Below are 25,997 nucleotides of genomic sequence, written 5' to 3'. Positions count from 1 at the left end.
AGGCACTATTCGTGGAGCCCGAAAACGAATTCATTTTTATAGTGTAAGAAAGGGGGAAGCAACAGTGACGTTATCGCGTATGTTCTATTTGTACCGCAGACTGTTCGTTCAGCAGCTTAAGGCCATCCTTGAATACAATAAAGACTTCTACATTCTGATGTGCTCGGCGGCGCTGACGCAGGTGCTCGGATTTGTCTTTTTGTGGGTGATCTATGACCGCATTCCCGACATCAACGGCTGGCAGTTCTGGGAAGTCACGTTTATGTATGCGATGATTTTTCTGACCGAAGGATTCGGCTCGATGTTCTTCGAGGGCACCTGGCGGCTCGCCAGGCTGGTTAACATGGGTGAGCTCGACCGGTATCTGCTGCGTCCGGTTCCGGTCGTTCTGCAGGTGTTCTGTACGGGCATCGGCATCAACGGGCTGGGCAATCTGCTGCTCGGCTTCGTCATGGTATGGCAATCGCTGCTGCACAGCCATGTGCAGTGGACCATCGGCAAGGTGCTGATCACACTCCTGCTGCTCATTACGGCCGTCATTATCCGCGTGTCGATTAATCTCGCTGGCAATTCCGCGTCATTCTGGATCCGCGCCTCCGGCAATGCTTTTCCGCTGATGGTACATAATCTGGCCGATCTGGCCAAATACCCGTTGACGCTGTTTCCGCAGGCGGTGCGTGTGCTGGTCTCCACGGTTCTGCCCTATGCGTTTATCAGCTTCTATCCGGCGACCTATATTTTCGGAAAAAGCGGCTGGTCCGGCTGGTGGATGCTAGCCCCGGTCGTGGCCGTAGCCAGCGCGTTCTGCGCATACGGCCTGTTCCGCTACGGATTAAGCAAATATGAGAGTGCAGGGAACTGACTCATTCGATCATGATCACAAAAAGCAGCGGCCCGAACGTCCATTGGACGTCGGGCCGCTGCTTTGTTTAAAAGAATTAGCCTGCTGCGCCGGAGGCTTAAGCCGCTTCCGTCGCTGCCGGTGCCGCCTTGCGCCGCTGCTTCGCCGATTTGCGGAAATACAGCAGCTCATAGATGGCCGGCACGATGATCAGCGTCAGCACCGTTGCGGCGGCGAGTCCGCCGACCACGACGATTGCCAGGCTCTGCGAGACGATGCTGCCTGTCTCGGAGTGGCCGATGAGCAGCGGAATCATCGCGCAGATGGTAGCGATCGCGGTCATCAGGATCGGCCGCATCCGCGTGCCGGCCGCCTCGATAATCGCTTCGCGGATCGGCAGATGGGTTTCGTTTTGCTTGATCCGGTCGATCAGCACGACCGCGTTCGTAACGACGATGCCGATCAGCATCAGCGCGCCGAACATGGCGGTGAAGTCCGGGGTCACGCCGGAGATCAGGAGCGCGACAACCGCGCCGATCGCTGCAAGCGGCAGGGAGAACATGATCGCCAGCGGTGCGCGCAGCGTCTTGAATGTCAGAACCATAATCAGGTAGACGAGGGCGATGGAGATCAGCGCCGTCATGCCCAGATCGCCAAAGTCGCCGGCCTGATCCACGGAGGCCCCGCCGGTATACAGCGTTACGCCGTCCGGCAGCTTGATGTCGTCCATGGCGGTGCGGATATCCGTTCCGATCTCCGATACCTTCTTCGGATCCATCTCGGCGGTGATGCGAACGTAAGGTTTGCCGTCCTTATGGTACAGCATCGCCGGTTCGTCGCGCACTTCCAGCGTCGCCAGCTGCGACAGCGGCTTTGGTCCGGCCGCCGTCATAATCGGCAGATTGTTCAGATCCTCCTGCGTTGCAGGCTGCGCCGCCGGCGCCAGCACCACCGCTGCCGGGGAACCGTCCAGCTGCATTTGTCCAATCGGCACCGGGTTCAGGAGCGCGCTCAGCTGCATGGAGATTTCCTGGGCATTCGCTTCGGCCGGGTTAACCTTGAAGGAGTATACCGGCTTCGTATCCTCCATATTGGTGCTTACCTTTTGCACGCCTTCCACCGCTTTGACTTTATCTGCTGCTTGCGCCGCAAGGGTCTTCAAAGCCGTCAGATCGTCGCCGACGATGTCGATGTATTCCGTCGGGGAGCCGCCGGACGAGAGCATCATGCTGGCCTCTCTGGCCGTCAGCGTCGCCCCGCTATATTCGCTTTGCAGGCTGCGGACATGGTCCAGGAACACTTCCGCATCTGCGCCTTCTTGCAGCAGAATCGTGTAGTCGACCTGGGTCAGCGAGCTGACGCTGCCCCATTGCGCCGAATCGGCGCTGTTGCCGGACTGCATCACGACCGTCTTGGCCTGCGGCTGCTTCATGAGCTCCTGCTCCAGCTTTTTGCCGTTGTCCAGCACATCGCTGACCGGCACATTGTTCGGGTATTTGAGCTGTACGGTCGCCATCGTCGCGTTCGAAGCATCCAGGGCGCCCTTCGGCATCATGACATAAGCGCCTACCGAACCGACGAGCAGCAGCAAGCTAAGCAAGAGCGGAATCCATTTGCGGCGCAGATTCCATTCCAGGAAACGGCTGAAGCCCTGCAGCGGCTTGTGCTCCTTCATGCTTGTTCCGCGCAGCAGCCAGGAGCTCAGCAGCGGCACGACGGTCAGCGCCACGATCAGCGAGGTCAGCAGCGAGTACGTAACCGTCAAGGCAAACGGGAGCAGGAACGCCTGCAGTCCGCCGCGCAGGAGGCCCATCGGCAGGAAAACGGCCACGGTGGCAATCGTCGAAGACGTAATGGCCTGCGCGACTTCCTTGGTCGCGCCGATAATCATATCGCGGGAGAATGGCTCCTTTTGCAGCCTGCGGTAGATGTTCTCGATGACGACGATGCTGTCGTCCACCAGCCGGCCGACGGCAACGGCGACGCCGCCGAGCGTTACGATATTCAGTGTAATGCCGGAAATCTTGAGCAGGTACAGCGTCACCGCCAGCGACAGCGGAATCGAGATCGCCGTTATCAGCGTCGCCCGGAAATTGCGCAGGAAGAGCAGGATGACGACCGTCGCGAATAGCGCGCCGAGCAGCACTTCGCGCATCATGCTGTTTACGGAGTCTACGACCATGTCCGAGGTGCTGATCAGAACATCCAGATGGGCGCCTTTGACCGTCTTCGTCAATTCCTCCGCGGCATCCTTCACCTTATCGCCGACATCGACGGCATTGGCATTCGCCTCTTTGGTCACGACCGCGAACAGCACATCCTGCCCGTTCGAGCGGCTGACGCTCTCCTGATCCTGTTTCGTTTCTACGGCTGCGATGTCTGCCAGCTTCACGCCGGGAGCGACCGGCAGGGACTTCAGCGTATCCAGACTATCAATCGAGGAGACCACGCTGATGTTGCCCGCTTGACCGCCGATCGTCTGCTCCCCGATGGAAGCCGAGACGCTGCGGCCTTGCAGAAGTCCCATCACCTGGGCAGCGGTCACTCCCTTGGCCGCCATCGCGGCGGTATCCAGCTTCACGTTGACCTGCGGCGAGGTCCGCCCGTAGAGCGCTACGTTTGCGACCCCTTCGATCTTTTGCAGCGCCGGAAGAATCGTCTTCTCCGCCACGTCCAGGTTATCTTTGGTCAACCCGCCGTCAAAGCCCAGCGTCAGCTGCGAGACCGGAATCATCGACGTGTTCAGCTGGACCACGAATGGCTTCATAACCCCCTCGGGGAATTGCAGGGCGCCAACGGCTTTTTCAATCTCCTGGGTGGCCGCCTTCATGTCCGTCTTGCCGTCAAAATAAATATCCACCGAGCCGTATCCGTTGCCCGAAGTCGACATCTGCTCGGTACTTCCCTTCACCAGCGCCGTCGCTTCTTCAATCGGCTTCACTACATTCGTCTCCATGGAATGGGCATCCTGCCCCGGTCCGATCACCGTTACCGTGACTTGCGGGTTATCCGCCTCCGGCATAAACTCCATGGGAAGCGACCTATAACTCAACAACCCGACAACCAGCGCCAGCACAACGAGCAGTCCCACCGCTCCTTTGTTGCCGAACGCCCACTTCGTAAACCTCTCCATTTTTTAACCCCTCTCCAATCCGTATTGTATGGTATACCTTTCTCTAGGTGTCTGGCCTCCATATGTACGCACTTTGAATACGGATTTAGTTTAGGATTTTTTGGAAGCTCCTAAAACCGCCCGGCGGCGGGTTTACATCTACGACTTAAGACGGGGATTTTTATCCTCCTCCAGGCAGAGTGAGGACGGTTATACAGAAAAAAGCCTCTCCCGAGGCGGGAAAGGCTTAGGCAATAACTCAATTTTAACGGAAAACCACTTTAAGCAGCGGCGGGGTCAGCAAGGTCGTAACGATAACCACAAGGATGACCGATGTAAAATACGCCGGGGCGAGCAAATTCTCGGCTAACCCGGAAGCCGCGATAATCAGCGCGACTTCGCCCCGCGATATCATGCCGATGCCGATGGCGGATGCGGAACGGCTGCCGAAGCCCGTCAGTCTGGCTCCGATCCAGGCACCGCCCCATTTGGCGAGTACCGCCACAAGCGTCAGTATTACGGCAAAACCAAGTTGGCCGCCCAACCCCTCGAAGGTTACGTTCAGGCCGATGCTGACGAAAAAGATGGGCACGAACAGGGAATACGCGATCGGTTCCAGCTTCACCTCAACTGTGGTCTTGAATGAGGTCTGCGCAATGGCCAGCCCCGCGGCGAAGGCGCCGATAATCCCGGCCATCCCCATGGCCTCAGCAAAGTAGGCATACGCAAAGCAGATCACCAGCGCAGCCGTTATCACAGCTTCCGTAACCCGAAGCGGCGCAAGCCATTTCATAATTCGCGGTACGGCGAAGATGCCGGCAAGAATGGCAATCACGAGGAACAACATCTTTTTGCCGACCAGGAGCCCCAGCGAAACTTCTTCCCCCGATCCGGAAAAGCTCATCAGCACCGCGAGCAGCAGCACGACGATAATATCGTCCACTACAGCCGCTCCCAGGATGGTAGAGCCTTCCGGCGTGTTGAGCCGGTTCATATCCTTAAGCACCTGTACGGAAATGCTGACAGAGGTTGCGCTGAGGATGACCCCCAGAAACAAAGACTCCAGATTCGTAAAACCGAAAAGCTCCCCTACTGCGTAACCGCCTGCAAAAGGAAGCACAATGCCGCCGACGGCAACCGCGAAAGCCGCTTTCCAGTTTTTCTTCAGCTGCTCCAGATCTGTCTCCAGTCCGGCGATAAACATGAGCAGCAGCACGCCGATCTCCGACATGTCATGAATGAAATCGCTGTTGTGCACCCAGCCGAGCACGGCAGGTCCCAGCAGGACCCCGACGATCAGCTTGCCGAGCACTGCCGGCTGTCCCAACCGTACCGCCAGATCGCCGGCCAGCTTCGTAAACAGCAGGATCAGAACGAGATAAAGAATAAATTCCATGATGTCACTTCACTCCTGTTCATTGCCGAAAGGCCGCACCAGGTACCTCTTTATGCCGAAAAAAGACAAAAAGGAGCCCTTGGTGACAGGCTCCTCCGAAATGGTCTTTTTTATTCGTTTATGCTTCCCTTAAATTATACCCTTAGACGGACGCCTCTGTAAATGTAAATCGTTAGGCGTTAATTCCGGCTTCGCTCGGCCGGAGAATGGCCGAACCGATCACCAGCAGCACAGCGGCCATCAGGCCCAGGATGGCGAACGGCCGCCAGAGCTCCGCCCAGGTTCCGCCGCTGGCAGCGATGTCCACCGCTTGAATGGCCCATTTTTGCGGCACAAAGTTGGCAACCTTTTGCATATAACCCGGCATAATCGACAGCGGCCAGAAGCAGCCGCCGAGCATGCAGGTCGGCGTAAGAATCAGCGAGTTCAGCATGCCCGCGTTGTTCGGATTACGGACCAGGCCGGCCACCGTGCTGGCGATGCCCATGGATACCAGGATAAAGGCCACGAGGACAAGGAAGTACAAATACAGCGGCACTTCGTAATCATAATGCAGCAGGCCTTTGCCGAGGCCGAGCACGGCTGCAATCTGGATGATGCCGACAAAGAAACTGCCGAGGAAATTGCCGAGGGCGATTTCATACGCACGCACCGGGGCGCTGAACATCCGCATCATCGTCCGGCCTTTGCGGTCCTTCATAATCATCGATACGGTCGTGGTGACCAGCCCCATCAGGAACATCAACGTCATACCGGTTACGACGCCCAGCTCCTCGCGAGGGTACAGGTCATAGTCGGTGCGTGTGCTTCCGATATTATGGGCTTCCGCCTGGGTCAGCAGCGCTTGAAACCGCGCACCTGCATCCGCAGCCTCTCCGCCTGCCGCAGCCATAGCTGCCGCCTGCCGCATTTCCTGCGAGAGAGTGGCTGCCTTCATTTTGAGCAGGACTGAATCCTCGGATACCTTCAGCTCATAGACGCTGATTTGCGGCTGAGCACCTGCAAGCAGACCGTTCGAGTAATTCGCCGGAATATAGAGTCCGGCCGCCCCCTTCTGGTCGGTAATGCTCTTCTTGAGCGCCGCTTCGTCGGCGACCGTCTCCAGCTCATAATCGCCGGTTGCGCTGAGCTCGGTAAGTAGATGTTTGCCGCCTGCGCCTTCATCCTGATTAACATAGAGAATCGTGGCTTTGGAGTTGGTGACTCCGCTGGTCATCGAGATAATGACGGCGGTGACGACGGTTGGGAGCACCAGATATACCAGCACCCCTCTGCGGGAGCCGATCATCCGCTTCACCATGTTCCAGGCTATCGTCCATATTTTATCCATGGTAACCCACCTTCCGGTACGAAAAAATCGCTGCGCTGAACAGCACCAGGCAAATCGCACTCATTATCAGCAGATTGGGGAGCAGCTGCCCCAGCCCGGAGTGCAGCATCATGCGGATCATGGCCTGCAGCACCCAGTGGTTCACGGTAAAGGCGCCGACGGAATTGACCCAGGAATCCGGAAGCGGAGCCATCCCTCCGCTGATGAAGGTCATCGCTACGGTGAATGTGTTGATAATCGTATTCGCGCTCGACAACGATTTCGTAAGCATGCAGACCAGAATGGAAAAGGTCATGGAGGCAATGATCATCAGCAGGCAGAATACGGTCAGCAGTCCAGGGCGATTGCCCCAATAGACGCCGAACAGCCCACGGGACAAGAGCACGATGGCCGCGCATTGCGCCACGGTAATCAGCCCGACGCCGAGCATTTTGCCGATAAACAGATGCGAGCCTTTGACCGGCATCGAGCTGATCCGGGTAAGCGTATGGTTCTCCTTCTCGCTGAACAGCGATTGGGTGACCGTCAGCCCGCTGTACAGCAGGAACATCAGCAGCATCGAGGCGGCGTAAAATTGCGACGCGGAATAGGTCCCGCCATCTTCGCTGAGCTGCCCGTTCTTCACGGGCGGCTGTTCTTCAACGGAAGCGGTGCTGGCCGCCAGCACCTCCGGTCCAAGCGCAATGGCCGCAGCCTGCCGGTAATTCAGCGTCGACAGCAGATTGTCGAATACGGTTCCGGCTACACGGTTATGCTCCGCGCTTTTTCCTAAAATAAATTCAAGCTTGGCCTGGCTTCCGCCCTGCACTTCAGCGTCGAAACCATTCGGCACGATGACGGCATAATCGTATTTCCCTGCCCGCAGCCCGCTTACCGCTTCGCTTCGGTTATCCACGGCCTGCGGCGTTACCGCCTCTTTGACCTCAGGGTTGTGCAGGAATGCCGTGATCATTGCCGAAGACGGTTCATTTACGATAGCCACCTTCACCCGCTCGATCTCGGCCGCATCATCCGCCACGCCGACCACCTTGGACAACGATGCACCCAGAATAAAAATCAGCACCAACGGCAGCAGAATCATGTTCAGCAAAAACGTCCGGGACCGCGCGACACGTCGCAGCTCAAACAGCATAATCGTCCAAATGTTCATGGCAGCCTCCTTAATCCCGCAGGGTCCGGCCGGTCAGGCTGAGGAATAATGTCTCCAGGTCGGGTTCTTCAATATGCAATGAAGCAATGACGCCTTCGTGTTTGCTGAATATAAACAAAATATCCTGAAGCTCCGTCTGCGAGGACGGCAGGTATAGCTCGACTACGCCTTCCGCAGTCTCCACCCGGTTTACGCGCGGATGCCGCCGCAGTTCGTTCAGCAGCTCCGGGGTCACGTTCGAGGCTTTGACCACAATTTTTTCTTCCTGGGCCACCCGTGCCCGCAGTTCGCCTTCAGTACCGCAGGCAATAATATGGCCTTTATCCATAATGGCTACCCGGTCGCACAGCGCGGCGACCTCTTCCATGTAATGGCTGGTATAAATAATGGAGGAACCCATCTTGTTGAGCGCCTTGACCGACTCCAGAATATGATTGCGCGACTGCGGATCGATGCCGACGGTCGGCTCATCCATGATGATCAGCTTCGGACGGTGCATAATCGCACAGGCGATATTGAGTCTGCGTTTCATGCCGCCGGAGAAGGTCGAAGGCTTCTCTTTCGCGCGGTCGGATAGGCCGGTGAACTCCAGCGCTTCCTTGACCCGGTCTTTGAGCAGCTTGCCGCGCAGTCCATACAGCTTACCGAAAAAGCTGACGTTATCCTCGGCGCTCATCGTTTCATATAAGGCCAGATCCTGAGGCACCAGGCCGATCCGTTTTTTGATCTCCAGCGGATATTTCTCCACCGACAGCCCGTCGATTTGAATCTCGCCGCCGTCGATTTTGAGCAGGCCGCAGATCATGCTGATGGTCGTGCTTTTCCCCGCGCCGTTCGGTCCGAGCAGGCCGAATATTTCTCCTTCTTCGATTGTAAGATTGACGTGATCGACCGGCAGCTTCTGATCATACCGCTTCACCACATTGCTGAGCACCGCAAGTGCCATGGAACATCGCTCCTTCTGTTTCTTCTTGGCTTTATTGTAAAACACGGGGAGCGGCGCGGCAGGTACGAAAGGTCATTTTCCAGAGATGACTAAAGTCATATCCTGTGCACAAGGACCGGTATGCTAAAATAGAAGGAACTATTTAGTCGATTCGATATAGGCCATTCGGTAAAGGAACTTCGGTAAATGCAATGCGATAAAAGCAAAACCAATAAGAGCAATTCGATAAAAAATTTAGAAGCCATTCTCTGCCCAAAAGGACTGACTCCTTGTGTCTAGAAACCTTAAGCTGCTGCGGTACGGTTTGATATCCGTGCCTGCCCTGATCGCCGTCTACTATTATAGCGGCATGGACAACGACCGGTTTGTCCTGGACTTTCTGCTGCTGCTCCTGATAGCCGTCATCGGCGACCGGACCCGCAATGATACGGCGCTGTCCCGGCTGTTTGCCGTAATGGAGCTGTTATACTCGGCATGGCTGTTCCGGACGTTCGGCTTTTTGCTGCTGTTCCCGGCAATCTCCGCGCTGCTGGCTTATTCCCGGCATAGGCCGGCGGCGTGGGTCTCGGTACTCGCGCTGCTGCATCTTTCCGTTCTGAATGAAGCTTGCTGGACATGGGAGCCACTGCTCCGGATCACGGTGAATCTCGTGTTCGTGCTGGCCAGTACCTTGAACGGACTGCTGCTGGGCGCGGGTCGGGGGCGCGAGGATACCGAATATTTGTACGACGAGCTGCGTAAAAAGCACTACGAGCTGGAAGAGGCCCGCGCCCGGCTGCTGCAGTTTGCGGCCCAGGTCGAGGACGCGGCGCAGACGGAGGAACGGGTGCGCATCTCCCGCCAACTGCATGATGACATCGGCCACCGGCTGATCCGGGCCAAAATGATGATGGAGGCCGCCATCCACACCTTGCCGGTAGCACCGGAGCAGGGCATGGCCCTGATGGGGCAGATCCGCGATCAGCTTGCCGCCAGCATGGACGATATGCGTTCTGCAGTGCGCCGCATTCACGGCGCGCCGCGGCTCGAGGGCGCTTATGCACTGGACCGGCTGCTGGAGGAAACGGGCCGCGACACCGGCATCCGGACCTCGTACGCGGTTAGCGGTATGCCTTACCCGCTGTATCCCAGCCAGCAGGTGGTGCTCTATAACAATGCCCGCGAGGCGATCACCAATGCGCTGCGGCACGGCAAGGCTTCCGCCCTCAGCATCTCCCTCCACTATATGGAAGGCGAAGTGACGATGGAGGTCGGCAATGACGGCCGGCTGCCCGATGAAGCCGACTGCAGCAGAATGCGCAGCGGCGGCGGCCTGGGGCTAAAAGGCATGCAGGAGCGAACGCAAATGGTCGGCGGGCGGATCGAGGTGGTGACCGCGCCGCAATTCGCCGTCATTACCCGGCTGCCGGTGTTTCATCCGGGAGAAGCGATGTAGTTTTTTGCCTTGGAGCTCAGGCAGATGAAATCTGGACGAGTGCGGAAGCTGGATTAACGTGGCCGCCGGTTTTATAAAAAACACACTAGGAGGGTTATTCGTGATTCAGGTACTGATAGTGGACGATGATCCGTTTATCCGTGAAAGTCTGAAGGTGCTTGTCGCGCTGGATGCCGGCATCGGCGTGGCCGGACTAGCGGGGGACGGCAACGAAGCTTTGGAGCGGATTGGCGCGCTGCCACAGGTCGATGTCGTGCTGATGGACATCCGCATGCCCGGCTGCGACGGCGTGGAGGGGACGCGCCGGATCAAAGCGGCTTATCCGCAGATCAAAGTGCTGATGCTGACCACCTTCGACGACGACGAGTACATAATAGAGGCGCTGCGCAGCGGAGCAAGCGGGTATCTCCTCAAGAATATTCCGCCCGACAAAATCGTGCAGGGCATCAAAACCGTCCATGACGGCAATATGCTTATCCACCCCGATATTACCCGCAAGTTGACCGGCTTTCTGCAGCCTGCCGCTCCGACTCCGGAACTTGTACTCGCAAAGCATCCCCTGGAGGGCTTCGGCCTAACCAAAGCCGAGCTGTCCGTTGTCTCGCTGATTGCCGACGGCTTCAGCAACAAAGAGATCGCCGGAACGCTCTTCCTGAGCGAAGGCACGATCAAAAATTACATCACCGATATCCTCAGCAAGCTGAACCTGCGCGACCGTACGCAGATTGCGATCTTTTATTTGAAGCAGAAGCAGGCGTAGGCGGGTGGCGTAAGCGTGGGCGATCTTTAGCTGCTGTTTCGCCGCTCCGAATCCTACCCTCCCTCAGTCATCGCACCTAACGGACATGAGCGCCGCTATTTTTGGAAATATGGTGATTTTCCTGATCTATCGGACCTCAGCGCCGTTATTTCTTCGTTTCAAGCGAATTTTGGCTGTTTCTGCATACATAACGGCGCTGATGTCCGTAACCATGCAAGTGGAGATGCGCAGGGAGGCGAACCGGTCGATCTGTCGGGCAAATGGAAGCAAATTGCGTGCAAGAGAAAGGGATCGTATACCAGCAAACCAACAAAGGGCGCGTTCCGCCAGCCGCTTCAGGCTGGGCGGAACGCGCCCTATATCTTTTCTCCAGTGCCAATGGCAGCCATGCCGGCACTGGCATTTACATCTCCGCCGTGCCGCGCTTGCCGCCCGGCTTCGGCCGTTTCAGTTCGCCGCCGGACGTCCCGCCTGCCCGGCGGTGCGTGCCCGTCTTTGCCGTTATGATCTCGAGGATGTTCGCCGGCTTCGCGGCGGCCGTCAGCCCCGTATCCGGCTCCGGCGCCAGGATCATGCCGAGCTGATGATGCTCGCCTTCATAAATCGGGCGCTGCAGAAATTTGCTCTCGCCCTCCAGATTCTGCACTTCGAGCTTGCAGTACGCCGCATTGAGGCGCAGCGCCTCATGCAGCTGCGCCGCCGCGGTCAACGCCACGCCGTTGACCTTGAGGACCACTTCGCCGGGCGCGATCCCCAGCTCCTCCGCCGGGCTGCCGGGCAGCACGGCGAGGACCTTCAGGCCGCTCGGCGGATGCACAAACAGCGGGCTGCTGCCCTGCTCCACCAGCCCGCTGTAGAGCCGGATGCCTTCGTGTAGCCCGAGGGCAGCAAGCGCTGCGAGCACGGTGAGCGGGCTCCACCAGTGTGCGAGCAGCGCCAACCCCAGCAGGACGATGCTGTAGATCAGCAGATGTCCTGCAGTGGCGGCTGCCTTGCGCGCGGGCAGGCGGCTGTGCGTCGTCTCGCTGAAGCCGATCAGCACCGGCAGCGAGACGAGCCCCAGGCCGCCGCCCAGCAGCGGCTGCCACGGCAGATGCTCCGCCCCCGTCCCGGCGGGGATGAGCAGGAACAGCGGCAACGGCCAGAAGCCCTCCAGCCGGTAGCCGCCGACGACCTTGCCGCGTTTACCGTCCAGGAACAGCGGCGAAGCCAATCCCGGACCCTGCCAGCGTGCGAGCAGCGCTTCCGCGAGATGCAGCAGCGCAGCCAGCGCGAGCAGGGCCGGAATGTCCATATCCAGGATGGCGGTGACGATCTCGCCGCCTTGTCCGCTTTGCAGGGAGTCCGGCAGCCAGGTAAGAATCAGCTGCACAACGCCAAGTACGCCAATTGCGTAGGCAAAGCACAGGTAGCGGACGCGGATCAGCATCAAGAGCAGGCTGACCCCCCAAATGCAGGCCACAGCTGTGCCTGAAACTGTAACGCCGAGCAGAATGGCCAGCAAGGAGACGGCCAGCCCCAGAACGGCGCCGCTCCATACCGCCCGCCAAAGCTCGCTTCCCAGGCTGTGCAGTTTAACATGAACCAGCTTGCGCTCCAAGGCGATTTGCCGGCGGAAATAAAGAATGACAAAGAGTACGGCAATATAGTAATAGGGCTGAATCAGCAGATGGATCCAGGCTGAGCCCCAGTCGGCAAGCAGATCGGTCATTACATCCAACGCGTACGTCCCTCCTTCAGGCTGCTTAAACCCCATAAAGTGTAGCTTTGACTTCGAAGCCAAGTCAGGTGCTTCTTTAGCGGTGAAGCTTATACCTTCCGATATCTTCAAAAAAAGAAGGCTGAAATCAGCCTTCTTACTTGTTCGCCGCCGCTGCTTTAATCTCCTGCCCGACTTCCGCAATCGCCTTGTTCAGCTGATTGTCATTGACCGGATTCTGGATGGCTTTCACCAGCGCGCTTTCCAGCGCTTCCGCTGTTTTGGCGTCGATGATGCCGGTTACGCTCAGCTTGCTGGCGCTTTGGAACTTCTTGACCGCTTCTTTGGTTGCGGCGTCGAAGTAGCCGTCCTTGCGTCCCGGCTTGTAGCCCAGGCCGCCCAGCATAATCTGCGCGTTCTTCACATCGGTGCTGTTCATATTGTATTGGAGCTTCACGGATTTATTGATCGGCGCCACTGAGAAATAATCCGGCTGGGCCACGGCAATGTCGGGCTTGATGCCCTTGCCGTGTATCCAGGTACCGTTCGGCGTAAGCCATTTGGCAATCGTAATCTTCAGCAGGCTACCGTCGCCGAGCTGCTTGTCGAAGCTCGTTTGAACCGTGCCTTTACCGAAGGAGTTTTCGCCGATCAGCTTGGCTCCTGCAGATTGCTGCAGCGCGCCGGCCAGAATCTCCGAAGCACTGGCGCTGCCTTTATTGATCAGGACAGCCACCGGATACTTTTTGCTGGAGCCTTTCGACTTGCTGACTTCGCGGGCTTTGTCCTTGTCTTCCACTTGAACGATCGTTTTGCCGGCCGGAACGAATTGCTCGGCCATTTCAATGACGATCGGCAGCACGCCGCCCGGGTCGTTGCGGACGTCGATCACGAGCCCCTTCATGCCCTGCTTCTCCAGATTGGCTAATTCTTCTTTGAACCGGTCAGCCGTATTAAGCGAGAATTGCGTAACTTCAATGACGCCGATCTTGTCGCTGCCCATCTTGGCATAGACGGTCTCCAGCTTCACGTCGTCGCGGGTAATGACATATTTGATCGGGTCGGTGGTGCCGGCGCGCTGAATCATCAGCGTGGCTTCGCTGCCTTTCGGGCCGCGGATTTTATTGACCGCATCATTCAGATCCATTCCCGCCAGCGATTCGCCGTTCACGGAGAGAATGATGTCTTTGGCTTTAATCCCCGCTTTTTCGGCAGGAGAGCCTTTGATTGGGGATACGACCACGACATTTCCGTTCTCGGAGGAGACCTCTGCCCCGATACCGGAGAATGAGCCCTCAATGCTCTCTTCGAATTTCTCGGCGGTTTCTTTGCCCATATAATTGGAGTACGGATCGCCGAGCGCTTCCATCATTCCGTTAACCGCGCCGTCGATCAGCTTCTGCCGATCCACTTCCTGATAATAGTTCCCTTCGATCAGATCGATCGTCGTACCCAGCTTTTGCGACTCCTTATCGCTTAATCCACTGGTTTGGGCGATCGCCGCGACACCGCTCGACGCCGCTTCACCGAACACATGCGCGTAGCCGGTCACCGCCAAGGTTAACAAACTGCCGCATAATAAGGCGGCTACAATCATAAACGCCGCCGTACTTTTCTTTAGCATACTTTTCCCCACCGTCCCTTCTTGTCCATCTGTCACGCGTAATTATCCGTTCCGAAGGAACGCATCTCTTCCAGTATATACCGCGGGGCCGATTTCTATGAAAATTACAGATACGGCATCGGATCGACCGGCTTGCCGTCGACGCGGACTTCGAAATGCAGATGCGGGCCGGTCACGCGGCCGGTCGCACCGGATTCAGCAATAACTTGACCGCGGGACACTTTCTCCCCGACACTGACCTTGATGCCGCCTTCGCGGATATGGCCGTACAGCGTCCAGACGCCGCCGCCGTGGTCGATGATGACGCAATATCCGTAACCGCTCCACCATTCGGCGACAAGCACCGTTCCGGCGTCGGCCGCGTGGATATCGGTACCTTGCGGCACGCCGAAGTCTACGCCGGTATGCATTTTACCCACTTCGCCGGTAACCGGATGCGTACGCTTGCCATACCCGGAAGTGATGCGTACGCTGCCGACCGGCAGCAGGAACGGTCCGTTCCCCCCGGCGTACGACGAGCTGGAGCTGGAATGGTTGCTCTTGGCTCGCTTGGCGGCGGCTTCTTTGGCCGCTTTGGCTTTGGCTGCCGCTTCTTGGGCTTTGATCTTGTCCTTTTGCCGTTCGAGCTCCGACCGCTGGCTGGCGAGTTCGACCAGCTTGGCATCCTGCTCTTCGGTAATGCCGTCCGATTCTTGAATTTCTTTATCGTAATACGCGATAAGCTCCTGCTTCTCGGCTTCGTTCTCCTTCAGCACGCTGCGCTGGGCTTCGAGTTCCGTATACAGTACCTTCGCCTGGGCGTATTGCCCTTCCAGCTCCTGCTTCTTGGCCACGACGGTCGCTTCGTCCTGCTTATGCTGCTCCAGCAGGTCCTGATCCTGGTTCACGATCAGCTTCAGCGAATCGGCGCGGTCCAGAAAGTCGGAGAAACTCTTCGACGACAGAAGCACATCCAGGTAGGACACCGCCCCGTCGGTATACATCAGGCGGACGCGGGATTCGAGCAGCTTTTCTCTAGCCTCCACGCGCGCTTCCGCCGCATCCAGTTCCGTAGCCGTTTCGGTCAGCGACTTCTCCGTACTGGCGATCTGATCGGAAATGGTTGTCATCTTGCCCTTGACCTGATCGATCTGGTCGAGCACGTATTGAAGGTTCTGCGTTGTTTTATTTTTGTAATGCTGCGCTTCCTGATTGCGGACTTCGGCTTTTTCCTGCGCCGCTTTGGCCGCCTGAACCTCTTCCTGCAGCTTTTTCAGCTGCTTGTCGATTTCGGCGACGCTCGTTTTTTTGGCATATCCGTCAGAGGGACCCAGCATGGTGACAGCCAGCAACGCAACAGCTATTCCGGCAACAAGCTTTTTCAAATTGCACTCCCCATCCTTTATACGCAAGTAATAATAAGTTCTGTGGACGACACGGCTATACCTTCAAAAACTTGCGGATCGATACGGTACTTCCCCATACGCCGATCAATACACCAAGTCCAATCAAGAGACCGCACAACATCGGTGCAATGTCTGCGAATGCCACGGGCTGCAGCCCGAGCGTAATGTCCCCGGTAACCGACGATTCCAGACTGCTGTAGCCGATATACAGAACGGCTGTGGTCACAATTGAGCCGATCAGGCCAATCAGCGCGCCTTCAATGAAAAACGGCCAGCGGATAAACGCATTTGTTGCGCCGACCAGCTTCATGATGCCGATCTCCTTGCGCCGGGCCAGAATGGTTACCCGGATCGTATTGGAGATGAGGAACATCGATACGACAGCCAGTCCTGCGACGAAAATAAACCCGATATTACGCACGGCTTTCGTCACTTTGAACAACGTCTCGACGGATCCCTTGCCGTAGTTGACCTTGAAAATCGGCTTTTCGGCATGGGTCTCGTTCAGCTTTTCAATTTTATCGGCGACAAAAGGCACGGTGGTTGGTTCAATAACCTCGACCTGGAGCTTGTCCGGCAGCGGATTGGCGTCTTCGTCAAAGCTGCCCAGCAGCTCGGCCGCATCCGGCCCCATATCCTCGCGGAACTGCTTCAGTCCCTCTTCCTTCGAAATAAACACGACCTTGCTGACCTCCGGCATGCTGCCGATTTCATTCTCCAGCGTTTCGGTCATCTTCTGATCGATATTCAACGACAGGAATACGTTGATCTGCACCTGGCTGTCCGCCTTGTCGGCAATGGCGTTGACATTGAGCACCAGCAGAATAAATACGCCCAGGACGAACAGCGAGACTACGATGGATGTGATGGACGCCACCGACATCCAGCCGTTGCGGAATACGTTTTTGAACCCTTCCCGCACATGCCGCAAGAAGGTCTTAAAATTCATAGCCGTATTCCCCTCTCAACTGGTCTCTGACGATATGGCCTTGCTCGATGGCGATGACGCGTTTGCGCATTTTATTGACGATATCCCGGTTGTGGGTCGCCATGATGATCGTAGTGCCGCGGAAATTGATCTCGTCCAGCAGCTGCATAATGCCCCAGGACGTTTCCGGATCCAGGTTGCCGGTGGGCTCGTCCGCCACAATCACGGACGGGTTGTTGACGATCGCCCGGGCAATGGCGACGCGCTGCTGTTCGCCCCCGGAGAGCTGCGAAGGTTCGCGGTTTGCTTTGGAGCGCAGGCCCACCAGATCGAGCACCTCGTTGACCCGTTTTTTGATGATTTTTTTCGGCGCCTCGATGACTTCCATCGCAAACGCTACATTCTCATAAGCCGTCAGCTTCGGCAGCAGCCGGTAATCCTGAAAAATCACCCCGATGTTGCGCCGGACATACGGAATTTTGCGCGGTTTAAGCTTGCCGATATTAAAGCCGCCCACGGAAATCTGACCTTTGGTCGGCGTTTCTTCTCTATAAATTAACTTCATGAACGTAGATTTGCCGGCACCCGAGGGTCCGACGACATATACGAATTCGTTGCGGTCGATTTTGACGGACACGCCTTGGAGCGCGTGGGTACCGTTCGCATAGGTCTTCCACACATCCTGCATTTCAATCATATACTCACTTCCCGATTGTGACTTGTTTCCATATTTGCCGGTTAACCGCAGACGTCTCTATTGTAACAAATCCGTAACCGCTTGAGTACCCGAAAGTTTTACGAAGGCTTGGCATATACATAGACTAGCTATTTCTTTTTATATCGGCCGAAGGGGGCTACTTTATGAAAAAGCTTCAAGTCCTGCTGATTGCTGCCGCAACGCTGGTGCTGGCCGGAGCGCTGACGACAGGCGGTCTTTATCTATATACTCGCCAGCATACCGTTCCGAAAGGGACCGTACTGGCCGGGTGGGATGTCGGAAAAATGGGCATCGATGCTGTATCCGCCGAACTCGCCGGGCAACTGAACGCCTTATCCTCACTGCCGCTGAGGCTGACGGCGCCAGACGGTACGACCGTGGCGGTTACGCTGGCGCAGGCCGGCGTCTCTTACGATGCAAAAGCTTTTACTGAACGAATGAACCGGATGGAGGAGGGCTCGCTGCTGGGGCGCGTCAATGCCCGGAGAACCTTTGCGGGCAGCTACGCGCTGAGTGTTCATTATGATTTCGCCAAACTGAAGGCGATTCTGAGCCCGGCATGGGAACAGGCGTCCTTCGGGCTGCCTGTCGATGCCACCCGGCGGATCAGCGACGATGACCGGGTGCTGTACACGCCCGGAACGACCAGCTTAGAGGTGAATTGGCCGGCGCTCGAAAGCGCGCTGCAGGCAGCGGTGCCGACGCAGCTTACGGCCGCCGGTTCTACGGCGATTGCGCTTGAGCTCCCGCTCAGCGTCAAGCACCCTGCGGTAACGCTGGAGGCGCTGCAGGCCCAAGGGGTTGAACGAAAAATCGTCGAGTTCAGCACCTCCCTCGGCGCAAGCGGGCCGGGCCGGAGCTTCAATGTCGAATCGGCAGCCAAAGCCGTGAATGGCACGATTCTGCCTCCGGGGGCCGTGTTCGACTACGGCAAAGCCATCGCCAAGGCGCAGACGGAATACGGCTTCCGCGAAGCACCGGTCATCGTGAACGGACAGTTGCAGCCCGGGACGGGCGGTGGCATCTGCCAGGTGTCGAGCACGCTTTATAATGCAGCCGTGCGGACCGGGCTGGAGATTGTGGAGCGGCGCAATCATTCGCTGCCGGTAGGGTATTTGCCGAAGGGGCAGGATGCCACTTTTTCCGAAGGTTATATCAACTTCCGCTTCCGCAACAATACAGGGAAATATCTTGTCATCAAAACGGCGGTTCAAGGACGCGTCCTGACGGTTAAGTTCTTTGGTACCTTTCCGAGAAACGTAACCTATGGCCTGAACTCGCGTACGGTCGAAGTTCTGTCGCCGCCCAGCCGCTACGTCAGCGACCCCTCGCTGCCACGCGGAGGGACGCGTCTGCTGAAGAAGGGCAGATCCGGTTATGTGGTCGAGACCTACATCACCAAATATGTCGACGGCAAAGCGGTGGAGCGAACCCGGCTCTCGCGGGATGTCTATCCGGCGCAAAAGCAGGTCGTGGCCATTAATCGCGGAGGAACGAGCCGGAACTTGCCGTCGGAGACGCCGGAACGGCCGCTGGTGGAGGATGGCGTTAGAGGATCTTGAGGGAAGGGAGTCTTATTTTTACATGTCCCTGATGTTATGGAGCATCTTCCTTGATATACGCATGTTATTCTGAGACGAGCAATCTTTGAAAGGAGGTTACCCATGATTATGATCAAAGCTGCCGGACGGAGCGGCGAACACTCCTTGGTGATCCGCAGCGCTCCGACCGTTTCGCCGGATCATACCTGCCGGGAGACGCTGCGCGTCATGTTTCAGCATCCGGAATCCAAATGCATTATCGTCTGCGGCGAAGCCGAGGAGCCGATTGGCCTCGTCATGAGCGAAGCGTTTCTTTTGCAGGCTACGGAACAATTCTCGCCGGACCCGTTTTACAATGAACCGATACGCTTGCTGATGAACCGCCATCCGCTCGTTACGGACGTTTCCACTACGCTGGGCGAACTGCGCCAGCTGGCGTTAAGCCGCCCGGACGACGCCCAAAGCGATTGCCTGATTCTGACGCGGAACGGCCGTTTTGCCGGTGTCGTCTATCCCTCCGACCTGGGCCTGACTCCGGTTCGTCTCTAGGAAGTGATGCGATGGCTTCAGGAAGCGGTTCTAATCCGATTCTTTCACTTGCTGGGCCTTCAGCAAATCCCGGATTTCCGCCAGCAGCACTTCTTCCTTGCTCGGCACCGGCGGTGCCGGAACCTCTTTGGGCTCAACCGGCTTCATCTTGGCGAGCAGGCGAACGAACAGAAAAATCGAAAAGGCGATCAGAAGGAAATCGAACACGGACTGAATGAAGTTCCCGTATGTAATTGGCGATTTACCCACCGTGTAAGCAAGTCCCTTAAAATTAACCCCGCCGCCGATGATGCCAATGACCGGCATGATAATATCCTGAACCAGCGAGCTGACGATTTTGCCGAATGCCGTCCCGATGACGACCCCGATCGCCAGATCAAGCACATTGCCCTTAAACGCAAACGCCTTAAATTCCTTCCACATCGACAAGCCTCCCGATTTTGTTTTTTTCGATTATAGCCTATCTGCGCGAAATAATCATGCGGAGCAAGGATACCGGCCGCATTCAATGATTAAAAACGATCTTGCATTCCCCCATACAAGGAGCGCAAGATCGTTTTTGTTTGTTCTTTTTAAAATAATTTATTATGGCTGTGTCTGGTCCGGAGCCGCTGTATCCGCCGCGGCTGTTGGTGCCTCATAATAGGCGGTAAACGCAACATTCGCTGTCAGGACGCTGCCCGGATTGGTCGCTGTCGGGAACTGATAGGGCTGCTGAAAGGTAAAAGAGTCGATGCTGATGATTCTCGGCATGTCATTCAATTCCTTCAGCCATTCATGAATATCTCCGTAACGCCCTTCGACCACTGCGGACATTTTAATCTCGTTCAGGCCGGCAGTCGCCTGACCCAGCCCCGCCCAATTCCCTGCTGCACTGTTATCCGCCAAAGAGAAGCCGATGTCCTTCAGGCGGGCGTAAGAGTTTTGGCTGATCGTCTGAAGGCTCCGGATGAGGCTCTCGGTATCGTCACCGCGGGGAATGGCCGCGAGCAGCGGCGTTTCATCCGCATCCGGCGAACCCGCGGCAGTCTGTAATTCGTTGATTTTATTCTCTAGCGCGTCCCGCTCCCGCTGCAGCAGCGATACCTCGGCATCCCGGGCCTCCATATCGTTGTTTACCGGACGGATCCCGAGCATGTAGAAGGCCAACAACAAGAGGAATAAAATCAGCAGGCCCAGGACGATGCTTGAACGGTATTTATTGATTTGTTCCAACGCTGTCCGCCTCCTCTCCTGCTGCCGGCTGCGTTTCCGCAGTTACCTGCGGGGCGGCCATGCTTACCCGGTATACAGCCGTATACTTAATCATATTGGAGACCGTGCCGCTGGAGGCCGTCGCGCCTTCGGTCAGCTTCTCGATGGCTGCGGACACCGTAAATGACATTCCGCGCAGCGCCGTCAAATAATCCGCGCTGTGATTCATTGCCGTATAATTGACGGTCAGCATGAGATCGCCGTTATGCGCATAGCTGATCTCGCGGATGACTGCTCCGTACGGCAGTCCTTTCTGCAGCTCATCCAGTACCCCGGCGGCATCCGCCCGGGCAGCGGAAATCGCCTTAATGATGGCTTCCCGGTCCATCCCGCCGGCGGTCGTACTTCCGGTTGAAAGGCTGGCGACTTTGGCCTGCAGTGCTTGATTGCCTTGCTGCAGGCTCTCCATGAGATGGGTCTGGCTGGTTCGTTCGCTGCGGGCCGTAGCATACCACATCCCTGTTGCAGCCGCACCAAGTATCCACACCATCACAAGGGCAAGCGCCAAATAAGGGAACAGGATCGCCTCGCGATCCTCGCGCGGCAGCAGATCGATGCTGCGGGCCGCTTGGCTTTTTAGCGCAGCTCCCGCAGCCACGCGGTAATCATTCAGGCTGTAATCCGGCTTTGCGCCTTGCGCGAACTGGTCGGCGGCGACCTGGGCGATGGCCAGCTCCGGCAGCGCCTGCTGGAGTTCCGTTTGCAGATCCTGCCGCATCGTTGGCGATCCGGTAATCAGAACTTCGGTAATGCGCGTCGAACCATCATGCAAGCTGTACTGGTAGAAGCTGAGCATCCGCGAAATTTCCGCCGTGATCTCCACCATCTGCTCCGCCGAAATATGCTCCTGCGTTGTAGCCGCGACCTCCAGCTCTGCCGAAAAAGGCAAGGCTTCAACAGACTCCTGCGGTCTTCCGCGGCCCAGATCCGCTAAATCGATCGTACGCATGAAGATCGGGTTGCCGCCTTTAAACATATAAATGTCCAGCAGCGACTGCTCCAGATGGATCAGCATCGTCTCGTTAAACGCGTGGCCGTAACCTGCGACAATGCTGCGCGCAAGTGCGGTCGCGGAGATCTCGACGCTTTTAATTTTGAGCCCGGCCTCTTCCATGACGCTTACGTAATCCTGCACGATCTTGCGCGGCGCGGCAAAAAGGACGAGCTCGCTCTCATTTTCCCCTTGTCCCGTGATGACATAATCGAACACCGGATTCTCAAACGGAAGGTGGAGGCCGGTTTCGACTTCCAGCCTGACCAACTGCCCGATCTGTTTGTCGACGATGCTCGGAATCGTCATTTTGCGGATAATCATCTGGGAAGGCGGGATCGACAGGTTGACTTCGCTTCCGCGCAGCCCCTTTGTCTTCACCCACTGCCTCAGTTGGTCCACCAGCGCTTCGCGGTCAGCCACCTGATTTTCCACAATCAATCCCGGATTTAGGGACAATGAACGTTTTTTATGAATTTGTTTTGGATTGTTGTTTTTGAAACGAATGTAGCGGACGTTATTCTGTTCGATGGATACGCCCGCCAGCTTGTGGCCTGTTCCAAACATGCGATAAAGTTCCTCCTAACGGATAAGCGAAAAATAACCGCTGATAAGTTGTGAACCGTAAGAGAAAGCAATCAGCGAGCCTGCCGCCAGCCACGGTCCAAAGGGGATCGGCTGCTTTCGCTTCACCTTGCCGGACAGAATAAGTCCTCCGCCGGCGATGGTGCCAAGCAGACAGGCAAGCAGAAACGCCAGAATGACGTTTGGAAAACCCACCGTCCAGCCGAGCAATGCAAACAGTTTGACATCTCCCATACCCATTCCGCCGGTTAAGGCGAGCAGCAGCACGACGATGCCGCCGAGCGCTCCGCCAAGCGCATGCTCCCACAGCATTCCTTGCGGGAACAACAGCACGGCTGCCAGCAGCAGCGGGGTAAACGCCAGCAGCACCTTGTTGGGAATCAGCATATATTTGAAATCGGCCATGCTGACGATCACCGCAAGGCTTACCAGCACCAACCCTGTTATGCCTTGTCCGCTCAGACCAAAGCGCAGGTACATCCCCAGAAAAAGCAGTCCCGTCGCCAGCTCGCCGAGCAGATACAGCGGAGACACCCGGCTGCCGCAGTGGCGGCATTTGCCGCGGGACAGCAGATAGCTCAGCACCGGTATGAGATCGCGGCCTTTCAGCCTTGTCCCGCAGCTTGGGCAATGCGACGGCGGCGAGATCAGCGACTCCCCGGCCGGCAGGCGCAGAGCGACGACATTATAAAAAGAACCGAGCACCAGGCCAAGCAGCGTGATGTAAATCGCGATGAAGATCGTCATGGTTATAGCCGTTCCTGTTCGTGAATTTTAAAAAAGGAATCGGGAATCCGATTCCTTTGGTGGTAAGATTATAGTTTGGTTTTAAGGATTTGTTCTGCGGTATAGTCTCTTGTTGTAGTTCCATCGGTGATAGTCAAAACTGTTCCCGTAGAGGGCAGCTTACTTGCATTAAAAGTTATAGTACCACCGGTTATATTCGCTTTTGAACTCGGCAAAACAAGCGGAGTATCTAGATAACCTTCAGCTTGAAGCCCGACTCTGGCTTCAACAGCTCCAGTAGTTCCGTTCGCCGGTATCGCAGCAGTATTACCTATGACATTAAGAGTCCCAGTAAAATCCCCATCTTTCTCCGTCGTAATATACAACCGGGCCGCCTCATAAATCTGTCTAGCCGTTGCAAGGTCCGATTTATCCTTCGTCCCGCTAATCAGCCCGCCGATCATCGGAATGGCAATAACTGCAATAATCCCCAGAATAACAACAACCGCCAATAACTCGATCAGCGTAAATCCCTTTTCTTCTTTTGCCGCCTTACCCAATCTTCTGCGGATTGCTTGTGCCAACATGCCGTTTCCTCCTAATAAATGTTATAGATGAACAGAACCAATACGATACTAACTCCCGTCAATTCTTGCTGTCTTTAATCCTCTTGTAGAAATGTACTTGTTCCATTCTCCGGACCGCAATAACTGCATTTAACGGCGCCGGCAGGCGTCACCCCTCTCAATCTATCAAGAAACGCGTGCTTAAATTTGGGTATAGAGGCTGAACATCGGCAGCATGATCGCCGCCACGATAATTCCGACAACCCCTGCCAAAAAGGCAATCAGCAGCGGCTCCAGCAGCGATTTAAGCCGGTCGACGGTATTCTCCACATCCATCTCGTAGAAGTCGGCCACTTTGGACAACATTTGGTCCAACGCCCCGGTTTCTTCCCCGATAGCGATCATCTGCGTTACCAGCGGAGGGAACACCCAAGCTTTCTTCAGCGGCTCCGAGAGCGGCTTGCCTTGTCTCAGGGAATCCCCCGCGCTGCGGATATAACCGCCAATCACCTTATTTCCAGCGATCTCCTCGACAATGGCGAGAGATTGCAGAATCGGCACGGAGCTGGCATATAGCGAAGAGAATGTCCGGGTAAACTGCGCAATGGAGCCCTTCTGGTTCAGCTTACCGAATACCGGAATCTTAAGTTTGGCATAATCCAGCGCGTAGGCGCCTTTTTCAGTCCGTTTAACGATTTGATAGGCTACAATCACCAACAATAGTGCCAAAAACCAAAAATACCATTGCCCTTGTATGCTTTTACTGAGCGCAAGTACCATCCGGGTGATGGCCGGAAGCTTAGCATTCATGGATTCAAACATGCTGACAAACTGAGGCACGATAGCCCATAACAGGTACACAACTGCGGCGACAGCCATGATCGCCACAGTAATCGGATATGTCAGTGCCGACTTAATTTTCTCCGTGGTGGTATGCTGTTTCTCAAAATAATGGGCGAGCCGCTCCAATGTACCCTCAAGATCGCCGGCTTCCTCGCCTGCCCTGATCATGCTTACGAACAAGGCCGGAAAAATCTTTTTGTGGTCCTGGATCGCCTGGGATAAAGCAACCCCGCGCAGCAGGCTGGAGTAAACATCCTGCAGCGCTTTGGAAAGAGGCTTGCTTTCGGTCTGCTCCGCCAGGATGCGAGTTGCATCGAGAATAGTTACGCCTGCCCGCAGCAGCGTAGCGAACTGGCGGCAGTATACGATAAAATGGATCGACTTTACCGGATTCCCGATATAGATCTCCATCGACAAAATCGAGTTTCTCTGTTCCGTAAGCGTGAAGACGGTGAGTCCCCGCTTGCGAAGCTCATCCATCGCCGAAGCTTTATCCATGGCTGTCAGCTTACCTTTCAGCGATTTCCCAGCGTTCGTGCGGACCTGATATTCGAATTGTGGCATCAGCCGCCCACCTCCGTGAGGTAAGCTTTCGCGGCTTCAGGCCGGATCAGGCCCATTTGCAGCAGCTCGCGGATATTCATCTCCAGCGTATGCATGCCGAGGGAACGGCCGGTCTGCATGGTGCTTTTGATCTGATACGTCTTTTCGGTACGAATCAGATTCGCCACCGCCGGCGTGTTCACCAGCAGTTCGGTTGCGGCTAAACGCCCCTTCCCGCTGGCCCGCGGAAAGAGCCGCTGGGAGAGCACCGCAAGCAGGACCGAAGCAAGCTGCGAACGGATTTGGGCCTGTTGGTGGCCCGGGAACGCATCGATGATCCGGTCAATGGTCTGGGCTGCATCCGTGGTGTGCAAGGTGGCCAGCACCAGGTGGCCGGTTTCTGCCGCCGTTACCGCGGCAGAAATCGTCTCCAGGTCGCGCATTTCCCCGACTAGAATGACATCCGGGTCCTGGCGAAGCGCAGCGCGCAGGCCGCTGGCAAAGCTGCCGGTGTCGCTGCCGACCTCGCGTTGGTCGATCAGGCAGGTGCCATGCGGGTGAAGAAATTCGATCGGGTCCTCCAAAGTCACGATATGTTTGCTTTCCGCACGGTTGATATAGTTAATCATCGCCGCAAGCGTCGACGATTTGCCGCTGCCTGTCGGTCCGGTGACCAGAATAAGACCCTGCGGTTTTAGGGCTAGGCCGGACAATTGTGCCGGCAAGGCCAATTGCTCCATCGTCGGAATTTGTTGCGGAATGGAACGCGCAGCAATACTGACAGCTCCCCTCTGACGGTATACATTGACGCGATATCTCACGCCGTTATCGAGCGGAAAGGAGAAATCCTCTTCCCCGCCTTCACGAAGCTGCTCTACCCGCTTGCCTCCCAGCAGAGCTTCAGCCATCGCAGCCGATTCTTCTGCCGTGATACCTCCCTCTTCGAGAGGGCGGAGCTTACCGTCGATGCGCACCACCGGCGGGGAGCCGACGGAAATATGCAAGTCCGATGCTCCGGACGAATAAGCCTGATGCAGTAACTGAATGATGTTGCGTGTCATAGGTGGCATCCTGT

22 protein-coding genes are annotated in these 25,997 nt (G+C 56.5%); 5 read left to right on the top strand and 17 right to left on the bottom strand.

The features are described from left to right. The first annotated feature begins 64 nt into the window (after positions 1–64). Positions 65–862 carry an ABC transporter permease gene (locus tag BMW84_RS17040; protein WP_091070466.1) on the top strand — a complete coding sequence of 266 codons (798 nt, stop codon included), beginning with the start codon at positions 65–67 and terminating at the stop codon, positions 860–862. 97 nt (positions 863–959) lie between these two features. On the opposite strand, the gene BMW84_RS17035 is transcribed toward BMW84_RS17040, so the two are convergent. The 5 genes from BMW84_RS17035 to BMW84_RS17015 all read right to left on the bottom strand — a co-directional run bounded on the left by BMW84_RS17035 (position 960) and on the right by BMW84_RS17015 (position 8,775). Continuing rightward, a complete protein-coding gene (locus BMW84_RS17035; RefSeq protein ID WP_091070464.1) occupies positions 960–3,974 on the bottom strand; it encodes an efflux RND transporter permease subunit in 3,015 nt (1,004 codons plus the stop codon). Between the two features lie 244 nt (positions 3,975–4,218). Beyond that, positions 4,219–5,349: a cation:proton antiporter gene (locus BMW84_RS17030; RefSeq protein WP_091070462.1), complete on the bottom strand. Its 1,131-nt coding sequence runs from the start codon at positions 5,347–5,349 to the stop codon at positions 4,219–4,221. Between the two features lie 172 nt (positions 5,350–5,521). Next, a complete protein-coding gene (locus tag BMW84_RS17025; protein ID WP_091070460.1) occupies positions 5,522–6,679 on the bottom strand; it encodes an ABC transporter permease in 1,158 nt (385 codons plus the stop codon). Further along, the gene (locus tag BMW84_RS17020; RefSeq protein ID WP_091070459.1) at positions 6,672–7,829 is read right to left on the bottom strand and encodes an ABC transporter permease; all 1,158 of its coding nucleotides are present in this window, start codon (positions 7,827–7,829) and stop codon (positions 6,672–6,674) included. The genes BMW84_RS17025 and BMW84_RS17020 overlap by 8 nt, the downstream gene beginning before the upstream one ends. A gap of 10 nt (positions 7,830–7,839) precedes the next feature. Then, positions 7,840–8,775 (bottom strand): ABC transporter ATP-binding protein, encoded by a 936-nt coding sequence (locus BMW84_RS17015; protein ID WP_091070457.1) that lies wholly within the window; start codon positions 8,773–8,775, stop codon positions 7,840–7,842. Positions 8,776–9,046: 271 nt separating this feature from the next. Here BMW84_RS17015 and BMW84_RS17010 point away from each other — a divergent pair, with 271 nt between their 5' ends. Both BMW84_RS17010 and BMW84_RS17005 read left to right on the top strand, forming a co-directional pair. Further along, positions 9,047–10,210, top strand: a complete 1,164-nt coding sequence (locus BMW84_RS17010) for a sensor histidine kinase (protein ID WP_091070456.1) — start codon at positions 9,047–9,049, stop codon at positions 10,208–10,210. A 100-nt stretch (positions 10,211–10,310) separates the two neighbouring features. Then, a complete protein-coding gene (locus BMW84_RS17005; protein ID WP_091070454.1) occupies positions 10,311–10,970 on the top strand; it encodes a response regulator transcription factor in 660 nt (219 codons plus the stop codon). Between the two features lie 403 nt (positions 10,971–11,373). Here BMW84_RS17005 and BMW84_RS17000 read toward each other — a convergent pair whose 3' ends face one another. From BMW84_RS17000 to ftsE, 5 genes are all read right to left on the bottom strand, one after another. Beyond that, the gene (locus BMW84_RS17000; protein ID WP_091070571.1) at positions 11,374–12,681 is read right to left on the bottom strand and encodes a PDZ domain-containing protein; all 1,308 of its coding nucleotides are present in this window, start codon (positions 12,679–12,681) and stop codon (positions 11,374–11,376) included. A 145-nt stretch (positions 12,682–12,826) separates the two neighbouring features. Then, complete coding sequence (locus tag BMW84_RS16995) at positions 12,827–14,293, bottom strand: S41 family peptidase (RefSeq protein ID WP_091070452.1); 1,467 nt, start codon at positions 14,291–14,293, stop codon at positions 12,827–12,829. 104 nt (positions 14,294–14,397) lie between these two features. Next, positions 14,398–15,657, bottom strand: coding sequence for a murein hydrolase activator EnvC family protein (locus tag BMW84_RS16990; protein WP_091070451.1), 1,260 nt, complete (start codon positions 15,655–15,657; stop codon positions 14,398–14,400). A gap of 55 nt (positions 15,658–15,712) precedes the next feature. Continuing rightward, positions 15,713–16,627: a permease-like cell division protein FtsX gene (ftsX, locus tag BMW84_RS16985; RefSeq protein ID WP_091070449.1), complete on the bottom strand. Its 915-nt coding sequence runs from the start codon at positions 16,625–16,627 to the stop codon at positions 15,713–15,715. Next, a complete protein-coding gene (ftsE, locus tag BMW84_RS16980; protein WP_091070447.1) occupies positions 16,617–17,303 on the bottom strand; it encodes a cell division ATP-binding protein FtsE in 687 nt (228 codons plus the stop codon). Before ftsE ends, ftsX begins: the two co-directional genes overlap by 11 nt. Positions 17,304–17,467: 164 nt before the next feature. Between ftsE and BMW84_RS16975 the strand changes: the two genes are divergently transcribed. Beyond that, entirely contained in the window at positions 17,468–18,886 is a 1,419-nt protein-coding gene (locus BMW84_RS16975; protein ID WP_091070446.1) for a VanW family protein, read from the top strand. Positions 18,887–18,988: 102 nt separating this feature from the next. Then, on the top strand, positions 18,989–19,414 hold the full coding sequence (locus BMW84_RS16970) for a CBS domain-containing protein (protein ID WP_091070445.1): 426 nt from the start codon (positions 18,989–18,991) through the stop codon (positions 19,412–19,414). 30 nt (positions 19,415–19,444) lie between these two features. Here BMW84_RS16970 and mscL read toward each other — a convergent pair whose 3' ends face one another. The 7 genes from mscL to BMW84_RS16935 all read right to left on the bottom strand — a co-directional run bounded on the left by mscL (position 19,445) and on the right by BMW84_RS16935 (position 25,983). Beyond that, positions 19,445–19,837, bottom strand: coding sequence for a large conductance mechanosensitive channel protein MscL (mscL, locus tag BMW84_RS16965; protein ID WP_091070443.1), 393 nt, complete (start codon positions 19,835–19,837; stop codon positions 19,445–19,447). 162 nt (positions 19,838–19,999) lie between these two features. Beyond that, on the bottom strand, positions 20,000–20,629 hold the full coding sequence (pilO, locus tag BMW84_RS16960) for a type 4a pilus biogenesis protein PilO (RefSeq protein ID WP_091070441.1): 630 nt from the start codon (positions 20,627–20,629) through the stop codon (positions 20,000–20,002). Continuing rightward, a complete protein-coding gene (gene pilM, locus BMW84_RS16955; protein WP_091070439.1) occupies positions 20,613–22,226 on the bottom strand; it encodes a pilus assembly protein PilM in 1,614 nt (537 codons plus the stop codon). Before pilM ends, pilO begins: the two co-directional genes overlap by 17 nt. A 15-nt stretch (positions 22,227–22,241) precedes the next feature. Beyond that, the gene (locus tag BMW84_RS16950) at positions 22,242–22,991 is read right to left on the bottom strand and encodes a prepilin peptidase (RefSeq protein ID WP_091070438.1); all 750 of its coding nucleotides are present in this window, start codon (positions 22,989–22,991) and stop codon (positions 22,242–22,244) included. A gap of 68 nt (positions 22,992–23,059) precedes the next feature. After that, positions 23,060–23,557 carry a prepilin-type N-terminal cleavage/methylation domain-containing protein gene (locus BMW84_RS16945; protein ID WP_091070435.1) on the bottom strand — a complete coding sequence of 166 codons (498 nt, stop codon included), beginning with the start codon at positions 23,555–23,557 and terminating at the stop codon, positions 23,060–23,062. A 180-nt stretch (positions 23,558–23,737) separates the two neighbouring features. Continuing rightward, the gene (locus tag BMW84_RS16940) at positions 23,738–24,943 is read right to left on the bottom strand and encodes a type II secretion system F family protein (protein ID WP_091070433.1); all 1,206 of its coding nucleotides are present in this window, start codon (positions 24,941–24,943) and stop codon (positions 23,738–23,740) included. Then, a complete protein-coding gene (locus BMW84_RS16935) occupies positions 24,943–25,983 on the bottom strand; it encodes a type IV pilus twitching motility protein PilT (protein WP_091070432.1) in 1,041 nt (346 codons plus the stop codon). Before BMW84_RS16935 ends, BMW84_RS16940 begins: the two co-directional genes overlap by 1 nt. Positions 25,984–25,997 lie beyond the last annotated feature (14 nt).

This window comes from Paenibacillus sp. NFR01 (assembly GCF_900111565.1).
GTDB lineage: Bacteria > Bacillota > Bacilli > Paenibacillales > Paenibacillaceae > Paenibacillus_AQ.
This window is presented reverse-complemented; position numbering and strand designations above follow the sequence as displayed.

Bases quoted from the DNA above. Each gene is read 5' to 3' on its own strand.
- BMW84_RS17035 (WP_091070464.1), bottom strand. From the start codon at position 3,974: ATGGAGAGGTTTACGAAGTGGGCGTTCGGCAACAAAGGAGCGGTGGGA.
- BMW84_RS17030 (WP_091070462.1), bottom strand. From the start codon at position 5,349: ATGGAATTTATTCTTTATCTCGTTCTGATCCTGCTGTTTACGAAGCTG.
- BMW84_RS17025 (WP_091070460.1), bottom strand. From the start codon at position 6,679: ATGGATAAAATATGGACGATAGCCTGGAACATGGTGAAGCGGATGATC.
- BMW84_RS17020 (WP_091070459.1), bottom strand. From the start codon at position 7,829: ATGAACATTTGGACGATTATGCTGTTTGAGCTGCGACGTGTCGCGCGG.
- BMW84_RS17015 (WP_091070457.1), bottom strand. From the start codon at position 8,775: ATGGCACTTGCGGTGCTCAGCAATGTGGTGAAGCGGTATGATCAGAAG.
- BMW84_RS17000 (WP_091070571.1), bottom strand. From the start codon at position 12,681: ATGACCGATCTGCTTGCCGACTGGGGCTCAGCCTGGATCCATCTGCTG.
- BMW84_RS16995 (WP_091070452.1), bottom strand. From the start codon at position 14,293: ATGCTAAAGAAAAGTACGGCGGCGTTTATGATTGTAGCCGCCTTATTA.
- ftsX (WP_091070449.1), bottom strand. From the start codon at position 16,627: ATGAATTTTAAGACCTTCTTGCGGCATGTGCGGGAAGGGTTCAAAAAC.
- ftsE (WP_091070447.1), bottom strand. From the start codon at position 17,303: ATGATTGAAATGCAGGATGTGTGGAAGACCTATGCGAACGGTACCCAC.
- BMW84_RS16975 (WP_091070446.1), top strand. From the start codon at position 17,468: ATGAAAAAGCTTCAAGTCCTGCTGATTGCTGCCGCAACGCTGGTGCTG.
- BMW84_RS16970 (WP_091070445.1), top strand. From the start codon at position 18,989: ATGATTATGATCAAAGCTGCCGGACGGAGCGGCGAACACTCCTTGGTG.
- mscL (WP_091070443.1), bottom strand. From the start codon at position 19,837: ATGTGGAAGGAATTTAAGGCGTTTGCGTTTAAGGGCAATGTGCTTGAT.
- pilM (WP_091070439.1), bottom strand. From the start codon at position 22,226: ATGTTTGGAACAGGCCACAAGCTGGCGGGCGTATCCATCGAACAGAAT.
- BMW84_RS16950 (WP_091070438.1), bottom strand. From the start codon at position 22,991: ATGACGATCTTCATCGCGATTTACATCACGCTGCTTGGCCTGGTGCTC.
- BMW84_RS16945 (WP_091070435.1), bottom strand. From the start codon at position 23,557: ATGTTGGCACAAGCAATCCGCAGAAGATTGGGTAAGGCGGCAAAAGAA.
- BMW84_RS16940 (WP_091070433.1), bottom strand. From the start codon at position 24,943: ATGCCACAATTCGAATATCAGGTCCGCACGAACGCTGGGAAATCGCTG.
- BMW84_RS16935 (WP_091070432.1), bottom strand. From the start codon at position 25,983: ATGACACGCAACATCATTCAGTTACTGCATCAGGCTTATTCGTCCGGA.